This window comes from Micromonospora sp. NPDC127501 (assembly GCF_040302185.1).
In the GTDB taxonomy this organism is placed as follows: domain Bacteria; phylum Actinomycetota; class Actinomycetes; order Mycobacteriales; family Micromonosporaceae; genus Micromonospora.
This window is the reverse complement of record NZ_JBEORJ010000008.1, coordinates 207,188-228,344: the sequence shown is the minus strand read 5'-3', so window position 1 is coordinate 228,344 and position 21,157 is coordinate 207,188. Positions and strand designations below refer to the sequence as shown.

Sequence of the window (21,157 nt, the reverse complement as noted above, 5' to 3'; positions counted from 1 at the left end):
GAAGTGGATCGCTAAATGGAGGCGCTGCCGGTTTCGCGCCGCGTGCATCAGGAGGCTTTCCATGCGGTTGAATCCGTTCACAGGGCTCTATCTCACCGATCCGGCGAGCATGTGGCGGCGCATTCTCGACGATCCCGACGGGGTGCACTACGCCGAGGATCTGGGCCTGTGGTTGATCAGCCGACACGCACACGTCCGGCGGGCCCTCGCCGACGTCACGACATTCGCCAACGCCCTCACCCTCGCCCCGGTCTACGAGGTGTGTCCACCGGCACTGAACGTGATCATGCAGATCGACGCGCCACCCACGACGGCCGCTGCGGACCCACCGGAGCACCCGCGCACCCGGCGGGCCCTACGGGCGATCTTCGCGAACACCGCCGAGCGGGTCGAGGCTGAGTACGGGGAGATCATCCGACGCCGGGTCGACCAACTGGTGTCCCGTCTCGCCGCCCGCCAGGGCGATCAGGTCGACCTGATCCCGGAGTTCGCGACTGAACTTCCCCTGCTGGTGGTCCTGGACATCCTCGGGGTGCCCGACGCCGACATCGGGCGCATCCGGAGTTGGGCGGACGGCCAGATCGCCCTCATCTGGGGGCAGCCGGACCCGGCCGAGCAGGTACGCCTGGCCCAGGGCCTGCTGGAGTTCTGGCACTACTGCGAGGACCTCGTCCGCCAACGGCTGGACAGTGGACACCGGGGCGAGGACTTCATCAGCCGTGCCCTGGACTACCGGGACGACGACGACAGCGTGCTGACGGTGCCCGAGGTGGCGAGCCTCGCCTTCAACCTCCTGGTCGCGGGCCACGAGACCACCGCCGGGTTGCTCGCGCACGCCCTCGATCAGGCCCTGTCCGCTCCCCAGCGCTGGTCGGCGATCACCGCGGACCCGGGGCTCGTCCCCGCCTTCGTGGGCGAGACGCTACGGTTCGCGCCCGCCATCGACGGCTGGCTGCGGGTGACCACCCGGGATGCCACAGTGGGGGCGGTGACGATCCCCGCCGGGGCGCGTTGCCTGCTGTTGATCGGAGCCGCGAACCGGGACCCGGCGGCGTTCCATGACCCGGACCGGTTCGACCCACACCGGGCCGATGCGGGCAATCACCTGTCGTTCGGCCACGGTCCACATTTCTGCATCGGTGCGGGATTGGCGCGACTGGAAGCCGGAACCGCCCTCAGCCGACTCGCCGAAGCCATTCCCGGGCTGAGGCTGTCACCGGAGCAACATCGCTCGTACAAACCCAATGTCGCGTTTCGTGCGCACCGTACGCTGCTGGCGATAATCGACGTTCCGGCACCCGCGGACGTACCGGCGGCACGGGATGGCGCGACGGCCGAAGTGCACGCCGCCTGAGCGGGCACGGGCATCAGCGGTGCTGACCTGCGGACGGGTCGAGGGCGCAGTGCGGCCGACGTCGACCCGTTCCACCCGGCGCGCCTCAGCGCCGGCACCGGGTCCGGCACGCACCTTTCCCGCTTTCCCGACGATCCATGCCGGTGAACGTCTTCACACCCATCGCGTCATGGGTTAAGAATTGCCCTCTGTGAATGTTCAGCTCATCGGCCAATCTCGATCTGGTGTCCGCCGCTGAATGTCCGTTCCACGAAGGTGAGCGCATGGAGCACACGTCCCCGTCGAGCTCGGCGCACTCTGCGGCCAGTCAGCGGTTCCGACGGGAGTTGCGCGACTGCCGCGTCCAACGGGGCCTGACCCAACGAGCCCTGGCGGACCTGGTGCGGTTCAGCCGGGAGACGGTCGCGGCGGTCGAGTCAGGTCGCCGGTTCGGCAGCCACGAGTTCGCACTGCGCTGCGATGACGTACTCGACACCGGCGGCCGGCTGGCCGCGCTGTGGCCGCAGGTCGCGGCCGAGCAGTTGGCCGCCGACGGCCGCCGAGGCCCCCGCGCGCCGGAACCGGCTCGACTGGATCGGCAGGTGCCGCGACAGCGCGGACGGCGTGACGCGCGCGACCCGGGCGCCGTGGTGGACGCGATCGACGAGCTGCGCGAGCTGATCGGCCAGGTGCTCAACGGTCAGCCCGAAGCGGATGAACCGGAGCGGCGGCACCCGTCGGCCGAACCCCTCGACAACCAGCGCTGACCCGACGAATCCAGCCCGACCCCGGGGCGTCACCGGTCGCTGACGTTGGGTACAGATACTGGTACGGGCAGTTTGTACCACGGCCAGGTCTGGTCTACGAGCGCGGCTTCCGGCCGAATGGGACTTGCATTCGGCAACGTGCGGATAGACCGTCATCGACGAGTCGTGGGAGTCAATCTTGGCGTCGAGCACCCGGTCCCACGCGGCCAGACCCTACCCGACCCGTCGACGCGGTTGGAAGATTGCCGGCCGGATGCGGCTCATCGTCGCGGCCCCGCTCGTCGCCGTGATCGGCTTCGCCGGTCTCGCGCTGACCGAGAGCGCACGCCAGACAGCCCGCGCCAGCGACCTTCAGATACTGGCGCAGGTCGGTGCCGAGGCCGGCGACCTGGCCTACCGTCTGCAACGCGAACGCATCGCCGCCGCCGACCTGCTCACCTATGCCCGGCCGGAGCAGCAGGACGCCTTCAGCGTGGAGATGGCCGCCACCGATGACGCCGTTGTCCGCTACCGCGGGCAGCGTGACCGACTGCCCACCGACAACGGCACCAGCTCGGCTCTCCTGCGGCGCATCGACGCGGCCCTGGACGGCCTCGCCCCGCTGCGGACCCAGGTGCGCACCGCCACGCACGCGTCGGTGTCGGCGATGACCTTCAGCTACCGCATCGCGATCGCCGACCTCATCAGTCTCCGGGAGAACGTCTCACACGGCGTGGTGGACGCCCCGCTCGCCGACGGGATCCGGGCCTCGGCGGCGCTGTCGAAGACGGCCGAGGCCATCGGTCAGCAACAGGTGGCCGTGCTGCGCGCCGTCGCGGGCGGGGAACTGACCCCGGCCATGCAGCAGGACATCACCGCGGCCCGCACCAGCTACACCGAGTCGAGCCTGTCGTTCCTGGCCCTGGCCCCACCTGACTGGAGCATCTGGTGGGAGCAGGCCGGCACCGGCAAGGAGGCACTCGCCCTGCAACGGATGCAGGACGAGGTGTCCCGGGCCCAGCCGGGGTCGCAACTGAAACTGGAGACCGACGCCTGGGTCTCCACCACCCAGACCCGCGCCGCCCGGCTGGCCGACCTGCGCGCCCGGGTCGACGACGCGGTTCAGGACGACGTTCGGGCCGCGCACGCCGACCAGCGCCGCCGGGCCGTCGCCGAGGCGGCCAGCGTCCTCCTGGCCCTGATCCTGACCGCTCTGGTGACCTGGGCCGTCGCACGGCAGATCACCCGACGGCTGCGCCGGCTACGGGACGCGGCCAACGCCGTGGCCTTCGAACAGCTCCCCGCCGTGGTGGCCCAGCTCCAACAGCCCGGCAGCGCCACCGTCGACCCACAGAAGCTGGCCCACCAGCAGTCCAGTGCCGCCCTCGAACCGTCCAGCGACGACGAGATCGGCGAACTGGGTCAGGCGTTCAGCGCCGTGCACCAGGCCGCCGTGCGCACCGCCGCCGAACAGGCGGTCATGCGCGCCAACACCGCCGACATCTTCATCCACCTGAGCCGCCGCGAACAGCGACTTGTCGACGCCGTCCTGGCCCAGGTCGACCTCGTCGAGCGGGACGAGACCGACCCCGACCGGCTCGACCAGCTGTACACACTAGACAACCTGGCGACCCGGATGGGCCGGATCAACGCCAGCCTGCTGGTGCTCGGTGGTGTCGGCGTGGGTCGCGTACGTCAGCGCGACGTTCCGCTGCAACAGGTGCTCCAGGCGGCGCTGTCCCAGATCGAGCACTACGCGCGGGTCCGACTCGGCATGATCGACGGGGACGTCGCGGTGGCCGCCAAGACCGTCGACGAGGTCGTGCACCTGCTCGCCGAACTCATGGACAACGCCACGACGTACTCGCCGCCGGGCAGCGAGACCTGGGTGAGCGGCCGGAGCCTGGGAGACCGCGTCATCGTCCAGATCAGCGACGAGGGCGTGGGGCTGTCCGCGCAGCGGATGCAGCAACTCAACGAGCTGCTGGCCCGCCCACCGGCCATCGACGTGGCAGCCGTACGGGCGATGGGGCTGGTCGTCGTGGGCCAGCTCGCGGCCCGGCTGGGCGCCACCGTCCAACTACGACGCGGCCCCCGCCGCGGCATCCTCGCCGAGGCGACACTGCCCGCGGCGATCATCCGGTCGCTGCCACCGGAGGAGTACCTGCTCGCACCCGGCCGGCTGTCGCGGCGGGCAGCGCGGACGTCCAGCCCTCCGCCGCCTTACCAGCCGCGCCTCGAACCCACCGCCGGACGCCCGCCGGCCGAACGGACCCTGCCGGCCGCGCCGGTCTTCCGACCGGCTCCCGCGCCCCCGGACCGGGGCGACGCACCCACCGAGGAGCTGCTCATCTTCGAACAGGTCAACCACTGGTTCCAGAACGACGTCGTCGACGGCCAGAACGGCCAGAACGGCCAGCAGTGGTCCAGCCCCGCCGACGACGCCTGGCGTACGGCCGCCCAGGCGCACACCCCCGAGGTCGCCACGACCACCAACTCGGGCCTGCCCAAACGACAGCCGCAACGGCACCTCGTGCCCGGCGGTGTGACAGTGCCCCAGCAGCAGCAACGGTCCGAGTACCGCGACCCGGCGCAGGTGGCGACGGCGATGGCCGCGTACGCGCGGGGCGTGGCGAACCGACGGCGTACCCCGATCAACCTCGGCAACAAGTGACGCGACAGGAGAGCACGTGACCGACCAACAGGATCTCGGCTGGCTGCTGGACAACTTCGCGGCGCGCGCGACCGAGGTCAGCCACGCGATCGCCATTTCCAGCGACGGCCTGATGGTGGCCGCCACCCGCGACCTGCCACCGGACCGGGCCGACCAGTTGGCCGCCACGGGCAGCGGTCTGGTCAGCCTGCTGCGGGGGGCGGCGGCCTTCTTCGACGCCGGCGCGGTGATCTCCAACGTCACCCAGCTCGAGGGCGGGTTCATGTTCTCCATGGCCTTCAACGACGGCGCCTCGCTGCTGGTGCTCGCCGCGCCCGAGTGTGACGTGGGCAAGGTCTCCTACGAGATGACCGAGCTGGCCAACCGCATCGGGGACGCGCTGACCCCCGCTGCCCGAGCGGCGCTCGCCCGCAGCCGCTGACCACCCCGGCGCCCCCACGCCGGAGACCCCTTCCCCTTCCTCTGGAGTCAGACATGCCTTTCACCACGCCTTGGCGCAGCCGTGCCTTCACCGCCGCGCTGCTCGCCGCCGTGCTGACCACCAGCACGGCCTGCGGCGACGACACTCCGGGCACGAGCGCCGGCGGCTCGATAAAGATCGGCCTGCTCGCCTCGCTGTCCGGGACGTACCAGGCGGTCGGTACGGAAATCCGCGACGGCTTCCAGCTCTACCTGGACACCCACGACGGCAAGTTGGGTGGCCGGCAGGTCGACCTCATCGTCGCGGACGAGGGCAACGGCGCCCAGACCGCGGTTCCGGCGGCGACCAAGCTGCTCAAGCAGGACCGGGTGTCCGCGCTCACCGGCATCGTGGGTGGCGGCTCGGTCGCCGGAGTCACCCCCGTGCTCAACGAGACCAAGGTGCCACTGGTCGGCTCCAACGGCCGCCCGGAGCTCAAGGACGTCTCCCGGGTCTGGCACACCTCGTACCTCTCCGACGAGCCCGGGGCGGCGATCGCCCAGCACGTCCGCGACAACGTGAAGGGCTCCGTGTACGCGATCGGCCCGGACTACCAGGGCGGTTGGGACGAGCTGCGCGGCTTCACCGACGCGTTCGGCAAGATCGGCGGGAAGCTCGCGAACGCCGACGGCAAGACCACCTTCACGCCGTTCCCGGCCACCACCAACTTCCTCCCGTACTTCGCCCGCATCAAGGCCTCCGGCGCGGCGGCCGTCTACACCTTCTACGCCGGCAGCGCCGCCGTCGACTTCGTGAAGCAGTACGCGCAGTCCGAGATCAAGGACATCCCGTTGTACGCGGCCGGCTTCCTCACCGAGGGCGGGGTGCTCAACGCGCAGGGCGAGGCCGCCCGGGACATCTACTCGGTGCTCAACTACTCGCCCGACCTCGACAACGCGGAGAACCGCGCCTTCGTGGCCGCGTGGAAGGCGAAGCACGACGGTTCACCGACGACCTACGCGCTGGCCTCGTACGACGCGGCGGCGGTGCTGGACCGGGCGATCGGCGCCGCCGGAAGCGACCCGACCCCCGAGGCCATCAACACGGCCATCGGCCAACTCGGCCAGATCGCCAGCCCGCGCGGCACCTGGCAGTTCTCCACCACCACACACTCCCCCGTGCAGAAGTGGTACCTGCGGCAGGTCCGCCAGGACGGCCGGGCGCTGTCCAACACCGTCGTGGGCGACCTCGCGACCGTCGGCCGGTGACAGCGGTGGCGGCCGGCACGAACCGGATCGACCCGTACCTGATCCCAGCGTTGGACGGAGTCGCCTACGGGCTGCTCGTGTTCGTCGCCGCGTCGGGCCTGGTCTTCTGTTTCGGCGTCGCCAACATCCTCAACCTGGCGCACGGCCTGCTCTACGCGATCGGCGGATACACCGCCGCGGCGCTGCTCGACGGCGGCTGGGCGAGTCTGGCGTTGGCCCTCGCCGTCGGTGTGCTGGCCGCCGCCGCGGCGGGGGTGCTCTTGGCCGGCCTGCTCACACCGGTCGCCGCCGGCAATCACCTGAGTCAGGCACTGCTGACGTTCGGTGTGGCGCTGGCCGGCGGCAGCCTGCTCGTCGCCGGCTTCGGACCCGACAACCCGCAGGTCCAGGTGCCCGCAGCCCTGGAGGGATCGGTGACGGTCGCCGGTCACCGCTACGCCGCGTACCGGTTGGTGTTCATCGTCGTCGCGGCGGTGCTCGCCGCCGCCCTCTACCTGGTGGTGCGACGCACCAGGGCCGGGATGCTGGTCCGGGCGGCCGTCGACGACCCGGAGATGGTCGCCTGTCTGGGCGTGAGTCCGGCACGGATCCGGGCCGGTGTGCTCGCCGCCGCCGGTGCGCTGGCCGGCGCGGCCGGGGTCCTGGGCGCGCCCATCATCGGCCCCGGCACGGGCACCGCCGACACGGTGCTGCTGCTCTCCCTGGTGGTGGTCGTCCTCGGTGGTCTCGGGTCGATGGCGGGCACCCTGCTGGCCGCGCTCGCGATCGGCGAGATCCAGACGCTGGGTGTGGCGCTGCTGCCGTCCGCCGCGCCGTTTCTGCTGTTCGCCGCCATGGCGGCCGTGCTGGCCGTGCGGGCGCGTGGCCTGGCCGGCAGGTGGAGGGCGGCATGAGGGGTGAGGTGATCCGGCGAGTTCGGGGCGGCATCGCGGCGCTCGTCCTGGTCGGCCTGGTCGTGGCGCCCTGGGTGGTCGACGACTACACCACGTCGATCCTCGCCCGGACGCTGGCGCTGGCCCTGGTCGGGGTGAGCGTGGCGCTGCTCACCGGCGTCGCCGGCATGCCCACCCTCGGCCAGACCGCACCGTACGCGGCGGGCGCCTACGCCTGCGCCGTGGTCGGCAGCCGAGTCTCCGACGTCGGCGTCGTGCAGCTCGTCGTCGCGGCGGCCGCCGGGGCGCTGGTGGCCGCGCTCACCGTGCCGCTCGTCGTGCACGCCCGAGGGGTGATCGTCCTGATGATCACCCTGGCGATCGGCGAACTCGTCGTCATCGTCCTCGGGCGGTGGCGGTCGGTGACCGGTGGCACGGACGGGCTGGCCGGCATCCCCGCGGTCCGCCCGTTCTGGGGGCTGCCGGCCCTGGCCAGCGATCAGGCCCGTTACCTGTACGCCCTGGTCGTCGTGGCCACGCTGGTCGGCGCGGTGCTGGTGCTGCTGCGTACCCGGGCCGGGCTGGTGCTGCGTGCCGGCCGCGACGACGAGACGCGGTTGCGGGCCAGCGGTCACCGGGTGGCGCTGCACCTGTCCGGCGCGCACATCGCCGCCGGGGCGATCGCCGGTGCCGCCGGCTCGCTCCTGGTCGTCGCCCAGCAGTACATCTCCCCCGCCGACTTCGGCTTCGACACGTCCGCGCTGCTGCTGCTCGGTGTCGTCATCGGAGGCACCGCCTCGGTGGGCGGCGCCCTGGTGGGTGCGGCGTTGGTCATCGCCGTCCGGGACTGGCTGTTCGGGGTGCTGCCCGGCCACGCGCCACTGGTGCTGGGCGCGCTGTTCGTGGCGACGGTCTACCTGCTGCCCACCGGCGTCGACCGGGCCCGGGGTCGGCTGCGCCCGCCGGGCTCCCCGGCACGACAGCCGGACCCTTCAGCCCTCCATGATCAGACCACCGTTGCGGAGCTGCACCGATGACCGGCCTGCTGGAAGCCCAGGAGATCAGCGTGCGGTACGGCTCGCTCGCCGCACTCGACGGCGTGGACCTGCGCATCCACGACGGCCAGCGGCACGCGTTGATCGGCCCGAACGGGGCCGGCAAGACGACCCTGCTCAACGTGCTCGGCGGATCCACCAGGCCGCAACGCGGCACGGTGCGCTTCGACGGACGGGACGTCGGTCGGCTCGGCCCGGCGGCCCGGGCCCGGCGGGGCATCAACCGCATCCACCAACGCCCCGCGGTCTTTCCCACGCTCACCGCGACGGAGAACGTCGTGGTGGCCGCGCTGCCCCGGGTCCTCGTGGGCCGCCGGTGGTGGCCGGGCGGACGCCGACGCGCCGCGCAGCGCCTGGCCGGTCCGCTGCTGGAGCAGATGGGACTCACCGCCGTCGCGGCGGTGCCCGCCGGGCACCTCGCGCACGGGCAACGACGCCAGTTGGAGATCGCCATGGCCCTGGCCGGCCGCCCTCGCCTGCTGCTCCTCGACGAACCGGCGGCCGGGCTATCCGCCATCGAGGTCGGCCGGCTGGTCGAGTTGCTCCAGGCGCTGCCCAGGGCGGTCGCCGTGTTGCTGGTCGAACACCGACTGGACCTGGTGTACGCGCTCTCCGACACGGTCACGGTGCTACGCGACGGTCAGACGTTGGCCGCCGGCACACCGGACGAGATCCGTACCTCGCCGCTGGTGCGGCAGGCCTACGCCGACGGGGTGGCCTGATGCTCACTGTGGATCGTCTCTGCGCCGGCTACGGCGGGGGAACCGTCCTGCACGAGGTCAGCCTGCGGGTACGCCCGGGCAGCATCCAGGCCGTGGTGGGACGCAACGGGGCGGGCAAGAGCACGCTCGTACACACCATCGCCGGGCTGGTGCGCGCGTCCAGCGGTCGCATCGAGATCGGCGGCGTGCACGTCGCCGGCCGACAACCACATCGCATCGCCCAGTCCGGCGTCGGTCTCGTCCCGCAGGGCCGACGGGTCTTCTCCCGGTTGACAGTGGCCGAGCACCTGCACCTGGCGGCCGCACCGTGGCGGGCCCGCACCTCCGGCGGCGAGGGCTGGACGGTCGCCCGGACCCTGGAACTGCTGCCGAGGCTGGCGGTTCGGCTGCGCCACCGCGGCTGCGAACTCTCCGGCGGCGAGCAGCAGATGCTGGCGATAGCCCGTGCGCTGCTCGGCCAACCCCGGGTGCTGCTGCTCGACGAACCATGTGAGGGGCTCTCGCCCGATCTGGCGGCGCGGGTCCGCGAACTCGTCAACGGTCTCGCCGCCGACGGCCTGACCGTGCTGCTCGTGGAGCAGCAACTCCAGCACGCCATCGAACTCGCGGACCGAGTGGCGGTGCTGGAGTACGGCCGGGTGGTCTACGACCGGCCGACAGCGGAGGCCCGCCGCGATCCGGCCCCACTGGCGGCGATGTTGAGTGTCGCCGCCGTTGCGCCGCCCCCGGCCAACCGATCGACCCCTCGGCTCTGGGCCGACACCCCGTAGTCACCCGACCATTCACGGAGAGGTAGACACCGATGACAACCGCTACGAGCGATGACACGTACACGTTCGACAACGGCGCACCGGACGCCGTTCCCCAGATGCACGCTCTGGAGTCCTTCCTGGATCCGATCACGACACGTCGGCTGGCCCGCCCGGTGCTGGCGCCGGGCGCGACCTGCTGGGAGGTCGGGGCCGGTGGCGGCTCGATGGCCCGGCGGATGGCCCGCGCGGTCGGCGACGACGGACACGTGCTGGCCACCGACATCGACCCCACACACCTCGTGGCCGACGGCAACCTGCACGTACGCCAGCACGACGTGCGCACCGAACCGCCCCCCGGGGACGCGTTCGACCTGATCCACGCCCGCCTGGTGCTGCTGCACCTCCCCGATCGACGACGGGTCCTGCGCACGCTCACCGGCGCGCTGGCGCCCGGCGGGTGGCTGGTGGTCGAGGAGTTCGACTGCACCGCGCCGCAGCGGGTCCTGACCGCCCCGACCGACGACGCCGCGAAGCTCTTCGCGCAGGTCATGGACGCCATGATGGGTGTCCTGGAGGACCACGGCGCCGACCTGGGATGGGCGCAGGACGTACACACCGAGATGGCCCTCGCCGGTCTGACCGACCTGGACACCATCACCCACTCGCAGAGCTGGGCCGGCGGGTCGACCGGAACGTCGCTCTACGAGACCAACTCCCGCCAGTTGGAACCGGACCTGCTGGCGGCCGGGCTGTCGCCCCAACAACTGCACGCCTTCCGACGGCTGCTCCGTGACCCCGGGTTCGCCGTCATGTCGTACCACTTCGTCTCCACGCGGGGCCGCCTACCGAGCTGAGCAGGTGGACCACCGCGCGGAGCGCGGTCGCGCCGCCCGTACCTCTCCCGCCGCAGCACCCCCCGGCTGCGCTCCGGACAGCTCTACGACGGCGCCGACCGCACCGGCCGGGCTCCCCGCAAGGGAGCCCGGCCGGCCCGTGTCCGTCGTGGCTGTCAGCAGGCCGGTCCGGGCCCTCGCTCACCGAGGAAGCGACTCCTGGCCGGCCAGGACAATCAGGTCGTCGGGGCGGGCCGACAGCGGCGCCGTCGCCCCGTCGAGCCACACGAGATAGCCCACCGGCGGACCGGACGAGTCCCACCGGGCACCGATGATCGTGGCCGACGGTGCATCGTGCGGCTGCGTGAGCAGGCGTACCCGGGTGCCCGGTGCGTGTCCGTCGTCGGCGACGATGAGCAGCGCGTCGAGGATCTGCCGGGCACCGGCGACAGGCAACCCCGGAACGTACGGCTCACCCGCGTATCCCAGACGCGGCGTCATCATGGTGCCCAACAGTGCGGTCTGCCGGATCGCCTCCTGACGGACCTGCCCCTCCACGATGCGTTCGGCGATCGTCAGCGACTTCTGGATGCTCGACCAGAGGGCCAGTGGCTCCTGGTCGAGCAGGCGGCGGGCTCCGCGGTCGATGTCGGCGCAGGCCGTGTCGAGCGCCGTGTCCTCGCCGAGTTCCGCGATCCAGGCGAGGTCCCCCACCTCGGGCAGCAACCCTGGCGACTCGGCCACGACCACGATGTACAGCATCGCGAGCAGTTCCTCGCGGCCCTCGCCGTGATAGAGCGAGCCCACCCCGCTGCCGGTACGCCCACGGCTGGGCGGGAACCGCTCGACGAGGTGCTGCGCGCGGCCATGAGGCAGGACAGCGGCTCGCCTGGTGTCCGACACCCGCTCCTCGAACGACCGCCGCTCACGGCGTTCGACGAGCAGCTGGCGATGCGGGTCGAACCCGACCGGATAGATCGTCCGCCCGTACCTGGCGAGGGTTTCGCCGGGCCGGAGGCCGACCGACTCGAGTTGCCGGGCCGCCTCCGAGTAGGCGACGCCAGCCCGGGCTGCATGCTCCCGGATGGCGCGCTTGCGGGCGCGTCCCGGGGCCGGGATCCGTCGGGGGATGGGATCAGACATGACGCCTCCGGTGCAGCCCCACGCACTCCACCGAACGGGCGGCGTGACCGGCACGCCGAGAGCCGACACATCGGCGCGGAGTCGGAGACTCTTGGCCCCAGGCATGTGGTCAGGCGTGGGCCACCACATCGGGCGCTGGCAGGCGCTCTGCCGCGGCCAGCATATCGTGACGCCGACCGCCGGTGCGGATGTGCACACCCTGGCCGCCCTCCCTCTCGGCCCCCGGTGTCAGCCCGTGTCAGCCCGTGTCGGTGGCGTGTCGGAGCGGTGTCAGCGGGCCCGCGCAGACTCGGCGCATGACAGCTGACCTGGTGATCGAGGCCGAGGGCCTCGTGAAGACGTTTGGGAAGACGAGGGCGCTTCAGGGCGTGGACCTCGCCGTACCCCGTGGGACGGTGCTCGGGGTACTCGGCCCCAACGGCGCCGGCAAGACCACCGCCGTGCGCATCCTCTCCACCCTGCTCACCCCGGACGGCGGGACCGCCCGAATCAGCGGTTTCGACGTGGTACGGGACGCCGAACGAGTTCGGCAGAGTATCGGCCTCACCGGCCAGTACGCCTCGGTCGACGAGGACCTGACCGGGCGGCAGAACCTGGAGCTGTTCGGCACCCTGCTGGAGCTGGGGCGCGCCGGAGCCCGGCGACGGGCCGCCGAACTGCTTGACTGGTTCGACCTGACCGATGCGGCGAACCGTCCGGCCAAGACCTACTCCGGCGGCATGCGGCGACGGCTGGACCTGGCCGCCAGCCTCGTCGGCTCCCCCGACGTGATCTTCCTGGACGAGCCGACGACCGGGCTCGACCCGGCCAAACGCGAGGACATGTGGGACGTCGTCCGTTCCCTGGTCAACAACGGCTCGACGGTGCTGCTCACCACCCAGTACCTGGAGGAGGCCGACGCGCTCGCCGACGCGATCACGGTGATCGACCACGGCCGGGTCATCGCGCACGACACCCCCGAAGGGCTCAAGCGGGTGGTCGGCGGGCAGACCCTTGAGGTCCGGCCCTCCGATCCGGCCCAGCTGCCCCGCACCGCGGAGATCCTGACCCAGGTCGGTTCCGGCGGGCAGGCCGACGAGATCCGCAAGGGCGTGCTCGCGGTGCCGGTCACCGACGACGCGGCCCTGACCGAGAGCGTCGCGCGGTTCGCCACGGCCGGCATCGCGGTCACCGAACTCTCCCTGCACCTGCCGAGCCTCGACGAGGTGTTCTTCACCCTCACCGGGCGTACGGCATCAGAAGACGACACCACCCGCCCCTCGGAGGTCGCGGCATGAGCACTCTGACCGACACAGCGCCCACGAGAAGCCGCGCGCTGTCGAACTCCGCGCCGAACCCTCGGCCGTTCCGGCTGGTCCGGCATTCGTTGGCGCTCGCCAAGCGCAGCCTCATCAAGACCTGGCGTACGCCCGAGGCGCTCATCGACGTCACCCTGCAACCGGTGCTGTTCCTGATCATCTTCGTGTACGTCTTCGGCGGGGCCGTCGCCGGATCGACCCACGACTACCTGCAGTTCCTGCTGCCCGGCATCCTGGCGCAGACGATCGCGACCGGCGCCATCGCGATCGGCGTCAACCTCAACACCGACATCGCCAAGGGCATCTTCGACCGGTTCCGGTCGTTGCCGATCCCCCGCTCCGCACCGCTGGTCGGCGCGGTCCTCGGTGATGTCGTCCGGTACGTCATCGTCACCGTGTCGACGCTCGCGATCGGCTACGTGATGGGTTTCCGGATCGACACCGACCCGTTCCGGGCGATCGCCGGGTGTCTGCTCGCGGTGCTGTTCGCGCTCTGCCTGAGCTGGCTGCCGGTGCTGGTGTCGATGAAGGTGCGGACCGCGGGTGCCGTGCAGGGTGTGATGTTCGCGTTGATCATGCCGCTGAGCTTCGCGTCCAACGTGTTCGTCGGCGCCAACACCCTGCCCGGCTGGATGCAGGCGTTCGTGGACGTCAACCCGATGACCCACCTGGTGGCGTCGGTGCGCGGGCTGTTCCTCGGCACCCCACTGGACAACCACGTGTGGTGGACGCTCGCCTGGTGCGCCGGCTTCGTTGCGGTGTTCATGCCGCTGGCGCTGCGGGCGTACCGCAAGAAGATCTGAGTCAGGCGAGCAGGTCGTCCATCAGCTCGCGGATCCGGCTCACGGCCGCGGCGGGTGGCCGCTCGCGCCACGCGGCCAGCAACGGCTCACGCTGCTCCTCGTTCCCGAGGATGGCGTTGAGCCGTTCGCCGTTTTCAAAGGGGAAGAACATCTCGATCTGGGTGCCGATCCGCTTCGCGAGTACGGCCAGTTCGCGGGCGGCGTCGACGTCACCCCGGTACGCCGCGAGCTCCGCGCCGCCCGACGCCCACGCCCCGATCACCGGCAGGTCCCGTGACGTCAGCGCATCCTCACGGGCGAGCGACAGCATCGCCGCCGCCTGGATGGTGGCGTCGGTGCCCGACACCCGCCCAACCTGGGCGACGCGCAGGTAGATGATCGCCGCCGTGGCCCGGAGCATCACGCGCGGCTGTGGCTGCGGTCCGACCCAGCCGGCGAGGACGCTCGTCACCTCGTCGGCGTAGGCGAGCGCCTCGTCGTACCGCTCACGCTGCCAGGCGAGGTGCGCCAGGCCGAGCAGCGCCTGCGCGGCGTCGATCTGCTCGGCCTGGCCCAGCGCGGCCGTCTCGCCCAGTCGCCGCTCCGCCTCCGCGTCGCCGGTCAGGGCGAGCTGCACGTCCAGCCGTACCCGGATCGACCGCGCGTCCTGCGTGGCGCCGACCAGCTCCATGTGCCGGACGCTGCGGGTCAGCCACTCCGCCGACCGGGCATCCCCGCCCGGGACCAGGAACTGCCCGACCGCACCCGCCGCCATCGCCATGCCCCAGTGGTCGCCGGCGGCCTCGAAGCGGTGGTAAGCCTGCTCGGCGTCGCTGATCGACGCTTCCGGCAGGCCGCCGTTCTCCCGTACCGCCGCGCGCGCGAACAGCCCCAACCCCTGCACGTACGGGTCCGGGTGCACGACCATCTCGGTCGCGCTCTTCAGGCTCTGCTCCAGATCGGACGCGTCGAAGCCGGGCAGCGCCGACGCGAGAGCGGTCATCCGGGACGACACCTCGCCGGGACGTTCGGTCTGAAGCGTCCGCAGCGCCCGCCGGGCGAGCACGGCCGGCCGCAGATCGGCGCTGACGCCGGCGTTCACGCTGACCACCACGCACATCCAGGCCAGCCGGTCGGCGTTGGGCAGTGGCCGACCGCTGGCCGCGCCGCGCAGGATCGCCGACCGCAGCCGCCGCTGCGGGTCGTCGATGTGCAGCAGCCCGCGCGCCCAGGCGAGGACCTCCAGGTGCAGGCCCCGCACCGACCAGAGGTGGAACAGGGCGGTGGCGACGTCGACGGCGGCGGCCTCGTCGTCCGCACCCATTGCCCACCGCAGGCCCGCGACCAGATTGTCCTGCTCGGCGGCGCAACGGTGCAGCGCCTCGACCTGGCCGGCGCCGATGAAGCGGCCGGCCAGCGCGACGGCCTGCTCCCGCGCCCACCTGACCAGGCCGGCCATGGCCTGATCCCGGGCACCGGCCGCGTCCAGCCGGGCCTCGCCGTACTCGCGGACCGTTTCGAGCATGCGGTAGCGCGGCGGACCGTCCCCCTCGACAAGGGTCAACAGGGACTGTTCGACGAGGGTAGCCAGGCCGCGACGGACGTCCGGGACCTGCGCGACGGCGGCGGCGAGGTCCGCGGTGAACGGCGCGGGAATGACCGCGACCCGCTGGAGCAGGTCGCGGTCGGCCTCGGCGAGCAGTTCCCTGCTCCAGTCCACCAGCGCCCACAGGCTCGCGTGGCGCTCGGGCAGGCCGCGCAGGGCGTCGTCGAGCAGCGCGAACCGGTCGGTCAGCCCGGCGAGCACGTCGTCGATCGGCATGTGCCGCAGCCGTGCGGCGGCCAGTTCGAGGGCCAACGGCAGGTTGTCGAGCCGGTGGCACAGGGCGAGCGCCCGCTCGGTGTCCCAGGTCGATACGGCACCACCGGCCCGTGCCCGGGACTCGACCAGAGCGAGCGCGTCGGCGTCCGGCAACGCTGTCAGCCGGTGCACCAGCTCGCCGACGAGGCCCAGTGGGGCGCGGCTCGTCGCGAGCACCGCGACCTCCGGCGAGGCCGCCGCGACCAGGTCGGCGACGACGACGGCCACCGCGTCGAGCACGTGCTCGCAGTTGTCCAGCACCACCAGCCCGTCCAGGTCCGGCGCCACGGCGCGCAGCCGCTCCTCGGGGCTGAGGACCCGCCGCTCCAGACCCAGGTTGCCGCCGGTCGCCGTGGTGTCCGCGCCGCCGAGCGCGGCGAGCACCGTGGGCAGCACCTCGTCGGGCGAGCGCAGACCGGCGAGTTCGATCACGCGTACCGCCTGCCCACCCGCCGCCGTACGCCTGGCGACCTCGGCGGCGAGCCGGGTCTTGCCCGCCCCGCCGGTCGCCACGATCGTCACGACGGGTGTCTCGGCGAGCGCGTCGGTGACGGCCTTGACGTCCCGCTCCCGTCCAACGAGGCCGGCCATGGGGCGGCGCCACGCGGCGGGCAGCGTGATCCGCGCCTGCTGCCGAGGCGGCGGCGCCGCGGCGGGCGGTGCGGTGAGTTCACCGCGCAGCAACGCCAGGTGGACGCCCGTGATCACGGGCGACGGGTCGGTGCCGTAGCGGTCGGCCAGGTCGGCGCGCAGCCGCTCGACCACCTCCAACGCCTCCGCCTCCCGTCCCTGCGCGGCAAGCACCCGGACGAGCAGGGCGGCGGACGGCTCGTCCGGCGGTGTCCGTGCGACGAGTCGGCCCAGGTCGACCTCGTCGAACGTGCCCACGCCGGCGAGTGCCGCCTGCGCGCGCAGCGCGGCGACCTCCGCGAACAGGCGGGTGTCCTCGGCGCTGACCAACTCCGGCACCTCGGGGAACAGGGCCCGCGCCTGATCGGCCAGGCCCCGGGCGGCACGGACGTCACCGCACCGGAGCACGGTGCCCGCCTGATCGACGAGCGCGCGCGCCTCGACCGCGTCGACGGTGATCTCCTCGGCGGGCAGCCGGTATCCGCCCGGCACCGCGACCACTGGCAGCCCGAGACGGCGCACCCGGGACACGAGCGCCTGGACGGCGCCGGTCGCGTCGTCGGGTGGCACCCCGTCCCAGACCGCGTCCACGAGCAGGTTCACGGAGACCGCCCGCCCCCGCGCGTCGACGAGCGCGCGGAGCACCGCCGCGAGCCGTTCACCCCGAACGGGCTGGCCGTCGACGGCGAGTGGGCCGAGGGTCGCGATCTGCACGGACCCAGCATCCCCCACGCGCGCACGGACCCGACGACCACCGGTCCGCCAGGCCGGTCACGGCCCCACGACCGACTTGACACGACGTCGTTTGGTTAGGTTAGCCTAACCTCATGCAGAACGAGTTGGCGTCGGTCAACGGGGAGCGCAGCCTGTCCGGCGTCGACCTCCGTCTGGGTTATCACGGTGTGCCGGTGGTGCACGGTGCCGTGATCAACCTCCGCGCGGGTGCCGTGACCGCACTGGTCGGGCCCAACGGCAGCGGCAAGTCCACCCTGCTGCGGGCCCTGGCCCGGCTGCACCCGATCGAGGCCGGAATCGTGCACCTCGCCGACGGCGTCACGGCCGCCAGCCTCGCGGCCCGGGAGTTCGCCCGGCGGGTCACCCTGCTCGCCCAGAGCCGGCCGGTGCCCAGCGGAGTCACCGTCCGCGACGTCGTCGGCTACGGCCGCCACCCCTACCGGGGGCGCTGGCGCACCGAGGACCCGGACGGCCCCGCCGCCATCGCACGCGCCATGGACGTCACCGGCGTCGCCGCGATGGCCGATCGTCCCGTCGACGAACTCTCCGGAGGCGAGTTGCAGCGGGTCTGGTTGGCCACCTGCCTCGCCCAGGACACCCCGGTTCTGCTCCTGGACGAACCCACCACGTTCCTCGACCTGCGATACCAGGTGGAGATCCTCGACCTGGTCCGTGACCTCGCGGACGATCACGGCGTCGCCGTCGGCGTCGTGCTGCACGACCTCAACCAGGCAGCCGCCGTGGCGGACGAGGTGGTCCTGTTGCAGCAGGGCCGGGTCCGCGCCACCGGCACCCCGGCAACGGTGTTCACCGAGAACGCCCTCACCGAGACCTACGGGATCCGCATCGAGGTGACCACCGATCCGCTCAGCGGACTGGTCACCACCCGCCCGGTCGGGCGGCACCAGATCCGCGCCCTGGTTTGAGCACCCCCATCCACAGCAGAGAAAGACCGTCATGACTCGTACCCGTTTCACCGCCCTCATCGCCGTCGTGGCCGCGCTGACGCTCGGCGCCTGCGGCACCACCGAGAACGCCGCGGCCCCCGACACCTCCGCCTCGGCGGCCGGTGGCCCGGTCACCGTTACCGACAGCCGGGGCAAGGAGATCACCCTCAAGACGCCGGCGACCAAGGTCGTCGGGCTTGAGTGGGGCGAGGTCGAGCTGCTGGTCAGCCTGGGCGTCATGCCCGTCGGTGTCGCCGACCCCAAGGGCTACGGCACCTGGGTCACCTCCGCGAAACTCGACCCGAGCGTCAAGGACGTCGGGGTCCGCGGCGAGCCCAGCGTCGACGCGATCGTCGCCCTCCAGCCCGACCTCGTCGTGATGGAGGACGACCGGGGCGCCAACATGGTCAGTCAGCTGGAGAAGTTCGTGCCCGTGGTGGTCGCCAAGGGCAGTGACGCCGCCGACAACCTCGGCCGGATGCGCACCGACCTCAACATGATCGCGAAGGCGGTCGGCAAGACCACCGAGGCGGAGAAACTGCTCGCCGACTTCGACGCGGCCATCGCCGACGGCAGGAAGAAGATCGCCGACGCGGGTGCCGCCGGCCGTCCGTTCGCCATCGCCGACGGCTGGAAGGAGGGCAGCACCGTCAGCATCCGGATGTTCGGCAAGGGCTCGCTGGTCTCCCAGATCGGCATCCAGCTCGGCCTCACCAACGCCTGGACCGGCAAGACCGATGACGTGTGGGGCCTGGGCCAGACCGACGTCGAGGGCATGACAGTCCTCAAGGACCCCAACACGCACCTCTTCTACAACGCCTCCGACGGCGACGACGTGTTCGCCGACGGTCTCGCCGGCAACGCCATCTGGAAGTCGCTGCCCTTCGTGCAGAAGGGCAACCTGCACAAGATGCCCAACGGCATCTGGACCTTCGGCGGTCCGCTCTCCGGCAAGCAGTACATCGACGAACTCGTCAAGACGTACACGGTGTGAGCGTGCTGAACGCGCCCCCGCGCCCGGAGCCGGCCACCCGGTCGGCTCCGGGCGGACGCCAGGCCGTGCCCCGCGTCGCCGTCGTCTTCGTCGCCGCGATCCTGCTGCTGCTCGTGGTCGGCGCGGTGCACCTCACCCAGGGCACCTCGAACGTCGGCGCCCTCGACCTGCTGCGGCTCGCGACCGGCTCGGACGACGAGGCGGCCCGCGTCCTGATCGCGTCCCGGCTGCCCCGGCTGCTCGCCGGGCTCGCCATCGGCGTGGCGCTCGGGTTCGCCGGGGCGGCGTTGCAGTCGATCGCCCGCAACCCGCTCGCCTCCCCCGACACCCTCGCGGTCAACGCCGGCGCCCACCTGGCGATCGTCGCCGTCGCCGCGTTCGGCGTCTCGCTGCCCGCGCTGCCCGCCGGCGGCCTCGCCTTCTGCGGCGGGCTGGCCGCCGCCGGCCTGGTGATGGCGATGTCCTCCGGTGGGCAGGCCGGCACCACCCGGCTGATCCTCGCCGGCTCGGCGACCGCGCTGGCTCTCGGGTCGGTGACCACCCTGCTGCTGCTCCTGTTCGAGCAGGCCACCATCGGGCTGTTCGCCTGGGGGAACGGCTCGCTGGTGCAGAGCGACCTGACCGCGCTGACCCAACTCGCCCCGGTGATCGTCGGCGCCACCATCGTGCTCGTGCTGCTCGGGCACCGCCTCGACATCCTCGCCCTCGGCGACGACACCGCCACAGTGCTCGGCCTCGACGTGCGGCGCACCCGGCTCACCGTCATGGTGCTGGCCGTGCTGCTCTCCGCGGCGGCCGTCACCCTCACCGGCCCGGTCGGCTTCGTCGGCCTGTGCGCACCGGTGATCGTCCGGCTCCTCGCCCCCGTGGTGCCGGGCGTGCACCGGCACCGCATCCTGCTGCCGTTGTCCGGCATCGCCGGCGTCGTCATCGTGCTCGGCTCCGACGTGCTGCTGCGGGCCGTGATGGGCGGGCAGGCCGGGGTCGACATCCCCACCGGCGTGGTCACCACCCTGTTCGGCGCGGCGATCCTCATCTGGCTGGCCCGCCGGCACCGCGACGCCGGCCCCACCCGTCGTCCGCCCGGAGGGCACGCGGCCGTCCGCTCCGCCGCCTTCCACCGCGGCGTCGTCGCCGTCACCGCCGTCCTGACCGTCTGCGCCGTGGCGGTCGGCATGCTCGCCGGTGACACCTGGGTGCTGCTCGGTGACGTCGTCAACTGGGTCAACGGCACCACCGGGCCCGCGTACACCTTTGTGCTGGACCAGCGGTGGCCGCGCGTCGCCGCAGCGGTCCTGGCCGGCGCGGCGCTCGCGGTCGCCGGCACCACAGTGCAGGCGGTCTGCCGCAATCCGCTGGCCGAACCCGGCATCCTCGGCATCACCGCCGGCGCCGGGCTCGGCGCCGTCTCCCTGCTCACCTTCGTGCCGCTGGCCGGGGTGTGGGCCGTCTCCGGCGTCGCCGGGCTCGGCGCGATGCTGGCGTTCGCCCTGGTCTACGGCCTGGCCTGGCGCGGCGGACTGAGCTCCGACCGACTGGTGCTGATCGGTTTCGGCGCCTGGCAGGGCGGCATGGCGGTCATCACCTACCTGGTCGTGGCCTTCGATCCGTGGAACACCGGGAAGGCGTTGACCTGGCTGTCCGGCTCCACCTACGGCCGGATGCCCACCCAGGTGCTGCCGGTGCTGATCGCCCTGCTGGTGCTCACCCCGGCTGTGGTCGCCGCCCGCCGGGAACTCGATCTGATGGCGCTGGACGACGACACCCCCCGGGTGCTGGGCGTCCGACTGGAACGCACCCGGTTGATCGCGCTCGGCGCGGCGGCGCTGCTCACCTCCACCGCCGTCTCGGCCGTCGGGGTCATCGGTTTCGTCGGTCTGGTCGCCCCGCACGCCGCGCGGGCGCTCGTCGGCGGCCGGCACTCCCGGGTGCTCCCGGTGGCCGCCCTGCTCGGCGCGGCGCTGGTCAGCCTCGCCGACACCCTCGGTCGGACGGTCATCGCTCCGGCCCAGATCCCCGCCGGCCTGGTCACCGCCATGATCGGCACCCCGTACTTCGTCTGGCTGCTGTGGCGCTCCCGCGCCGTGGCGAGCACCACCCGGTAGACGCCGG

17 protein-coding genes are annotated in these 21,157 nt (G+C 72.3%); 15 read left to right on the top strand and 2 right to left on the bottom strand.

Annotated elements, in window-relative coordinates; translation table 11 throughout:
• The first annotated feature begins 61 nt into the window (after window positions 1–61).
• From ABTW72_RS20190 to ABTW72_RS20145, 10 genes are all read left to right on the top strand, one after another.
• On the top strand, window positions 62–1,354 hold the full coding sequence (locus ABTW72_RS20190; protein ID WP_350860839.1) for a cytochrome P450: 1,293 nt from the start codon (window positions 62–64) through the stop codon (window positions 1,352–1,354).
• A 263-nt stretch (window positions 1,355–1,617) separates the two neighbouring features.
• The gene (locus tag ABTW72_RS20185; protein WP_350860837.1) at window positions 1,618–2,100 is read left to right on the top strand and encodes a helix-turn-helix transcriptional regulator; all 483 of its coding nucleotides are present in this window, start codon (window positions 1,618–1,620) and stop codon (window positions 2,098–2,100) included.
• A gap of 253 nt (window positions 2,101–2,353) precedes the next feature.
• Complete coding sequence (locus ABTW72_RS20180; RefSeq protein WP_350860835.1) at window positions 2,354–4,753, top strand: sensor histidine kinase; 2,400 nt, start codon at window positions 2,354–2,356, stop codon at window positions 4,751–4,753.
• 16 nt (window positions 4,754–4,769) lie between these two features.
• Window positions 4,770–5,174, top strand: a complete 405-nt coding sequence (locus tag ABTW72_RS20175; protein ID WP_030490280.1) for a roadblock/LC7 domain-containing protein — start codon at window positions 4,770–4,772, stop codon at window positions 5,172–5,174.
• 53 nt (window positions 5,175–5,227) lie between these two features.
• Window positions 5,228–6,421, top strand: coding sequence for an ABC transporter substrate-binding protein (locus ABTW72_RS20170; protein ID WP_350860833.1), 1,194 nt, complete (start codon window positions 5,228–5,230; stop codon window positions 6,419–6,421).
• Entirely contained in the window at window positions 6,418–7,314 is an 897-nt protein-coding gene (locus tag ABTW72_RS20165) for a branched-chain amino acid ABC transporter permease (RefSeq protein WP_350860831.1), read from the top strand. Before ABTW72_RS20170 ends, ABTW72_RS20165 begins: the two co-directional genes overlap by 4 nt.
• A complete protein-coding gene (locus tag ABTW72_RS20160) occupies window positions 7,311–8,330 on the top strand; it encodes a branched-chain amino acid ABC transporter permease (RefSeq protein ID WP_350860829.1) in 1,020 nt (339 codons plus the stop codon). The genes ABTW72_RS20165 and ABTW72_RS20160 overlap by 4 nt, the downstream gene beginning before the upstream one ends.
• The gene (locus ABTW72_RS20155) at window positions 8,327–9,070 is read left to right on the top strand and encodes an ABC transporter ATP-binding protein (RefSeq protein WP_350860827.1); all 744 of its coding nucleotides are present in this window, start codon (window positions 8,327–8,329) and stop codon (window positions 9,068–9,070) included. Before ABTW72_RS20160 ends, ABTW72_RS20155 begins: the two co-directional genes overlap by 4 nt.
• Complete coding sequence (locus tag ABTW72_RS20150; protein WP_350860825.1) at window positions 9,070–9,840, top strand: ABC transporter ATP-binding protein; 771 nt, start codon at window positions 9,070–9,072, stop codon at window positions 9,838–9,840. The genes ABTW72_RS20155 and ABTW72_RS20150 overlap by 1 nt, the downstream gene beginning before the upstream one ends.
• A gap of 32 nt (window positions 9,841–9,872) precedes the next feature.
• Window positions 9,873–10,676 (top strand): class I SAM-dependent methyltransferase, encoded by an 804-nt coding sequence (locus tag ABTW72_RS20145; protein WP_350860823.1) that lies wholly within the window; start codon window positions 9,873–9,875, stop codon window positions 10,674–10,676.
• Between the two features lie 180 nt (window positions 10,677–10,856).
• Here the strand turns inward: ABTW72_RS20145 and ABTW72_RS20140 are convergent, their stop codons facing one another.
• Window positions 10,857–11,798 carry a hypothetical protein gene (locus ABTW72_RS20140; protein WP_350860821.1) on the bottom strand — a complete coding sequence of 314 codons (942 nt, stop codon included), beginning with the start codon at window positions 11,796–11,798 and terminating at the stop codon, window positions 10,857–10,859.
• A gap of 296 nt (window positions 11,799–12,094) precedes the next feature.
• Here ABTW72_RS20140 and ABTW72_RS20135 point away from each other — a divergent pair, with 296 nt between their 5' ends.
• Together ABTW72_RS20135 and ABTW72_RS20130 are read left to right on the top strand one after the other, a co-directional pair.
• The gene (locus tag ABTW72_RS20135; RefSeq protein ID WP_350860819.1) at window positions 12,095–13,075 is read left to right on the top strand and encodes an ATP-binding cassette domain-containing protein; all 981 of its coding nucleotides are present in this window, start codon (window positions 12,095–12,097) and stop codon (window positions 13,073–13,075) included.
• The gene (locus ABTW72_RS20130) at window positions 13,072–13,899 is read left to right on the top strand and encodes an ABC transporter permease (RefSeq protein WP_350860817.1); all 828 of its coding nucleotides are present in this window, start codon (window positions 13,072–13,074) and stop codon (window positions 13,897–13,899) included. Before ABTW72_RS20135 ends, ABTW72_RS20130 begins: the two co-directional genes overlap by 4 nt.
• A 1-nt stretch (window position 13,900) precedes the next feature.
• On the opposite strand, the gene ABTW72_RS20125 is transcribed toward ABTW72_RS20130, so the two are convergent.
• Window positions 13,901–17,083, bottom strand: a complete 3,183-nt coding sequence (locus ABTW72_RS20125) for an ATP-binding protein (RefSeq protein ID WP_350860815.1) — start codon at window positions 17,081–17,083, stop codon at window positions 13,901–13,903.
• A 113-nt stretch (window positions 17,084–17,196) separates the two neighbouring features.
• Here ABTW72_RS20125 and ABTW72_RS20120 point away from each other — a divergent pair, with 113 nt between their 5' ends.
• From ABTW72_RS20120 to ABTW72_RS20110, 3 genes are read left to right on the top strand one after another with little or no spacing between them, the layout of a single operon-like run.
• Window positions 17,197–18,030 carry an ABC transporter ATP-binding protein gene (locus tag ABTW72_RS20120; RefSeq protein ID WP_091406882.1) on the top strand — a complete coding sequence of 278 codons (834 nt, stop codon included), beginning with the start codon at window positions 17,197–17,199 and terminating at the stop codon, window positions 18,028–18,030.
• A 31-nt stretch (window positions 18,031–18,061) separates the two neighbouring features.
• Window positions 18,062–19,045, top strand: coding sequence for an ABC transporter substrate-binding protein (locus ABTW72_RS20115; protein WP_350860813.1), 984 nt, complete (start codon window positions 18,062–18,064; stop codon window positions 19,043–19,045).
• Between the two features lie 5 nt (window positions 19,046–19,050).
• Window positions 19,051–21,150, top strand: a complete 2,100-nt coding sequence (locus tag ABTW72_RS20110; RefSeq protein WP_350860999.1) for an iron ABC transporter permease — start codon at window positions 19,051–19,053, stop codon at window positions 21,148–21,150.
• Window positions 21,151–21,157: the final 7 nt, after the last annotated feature.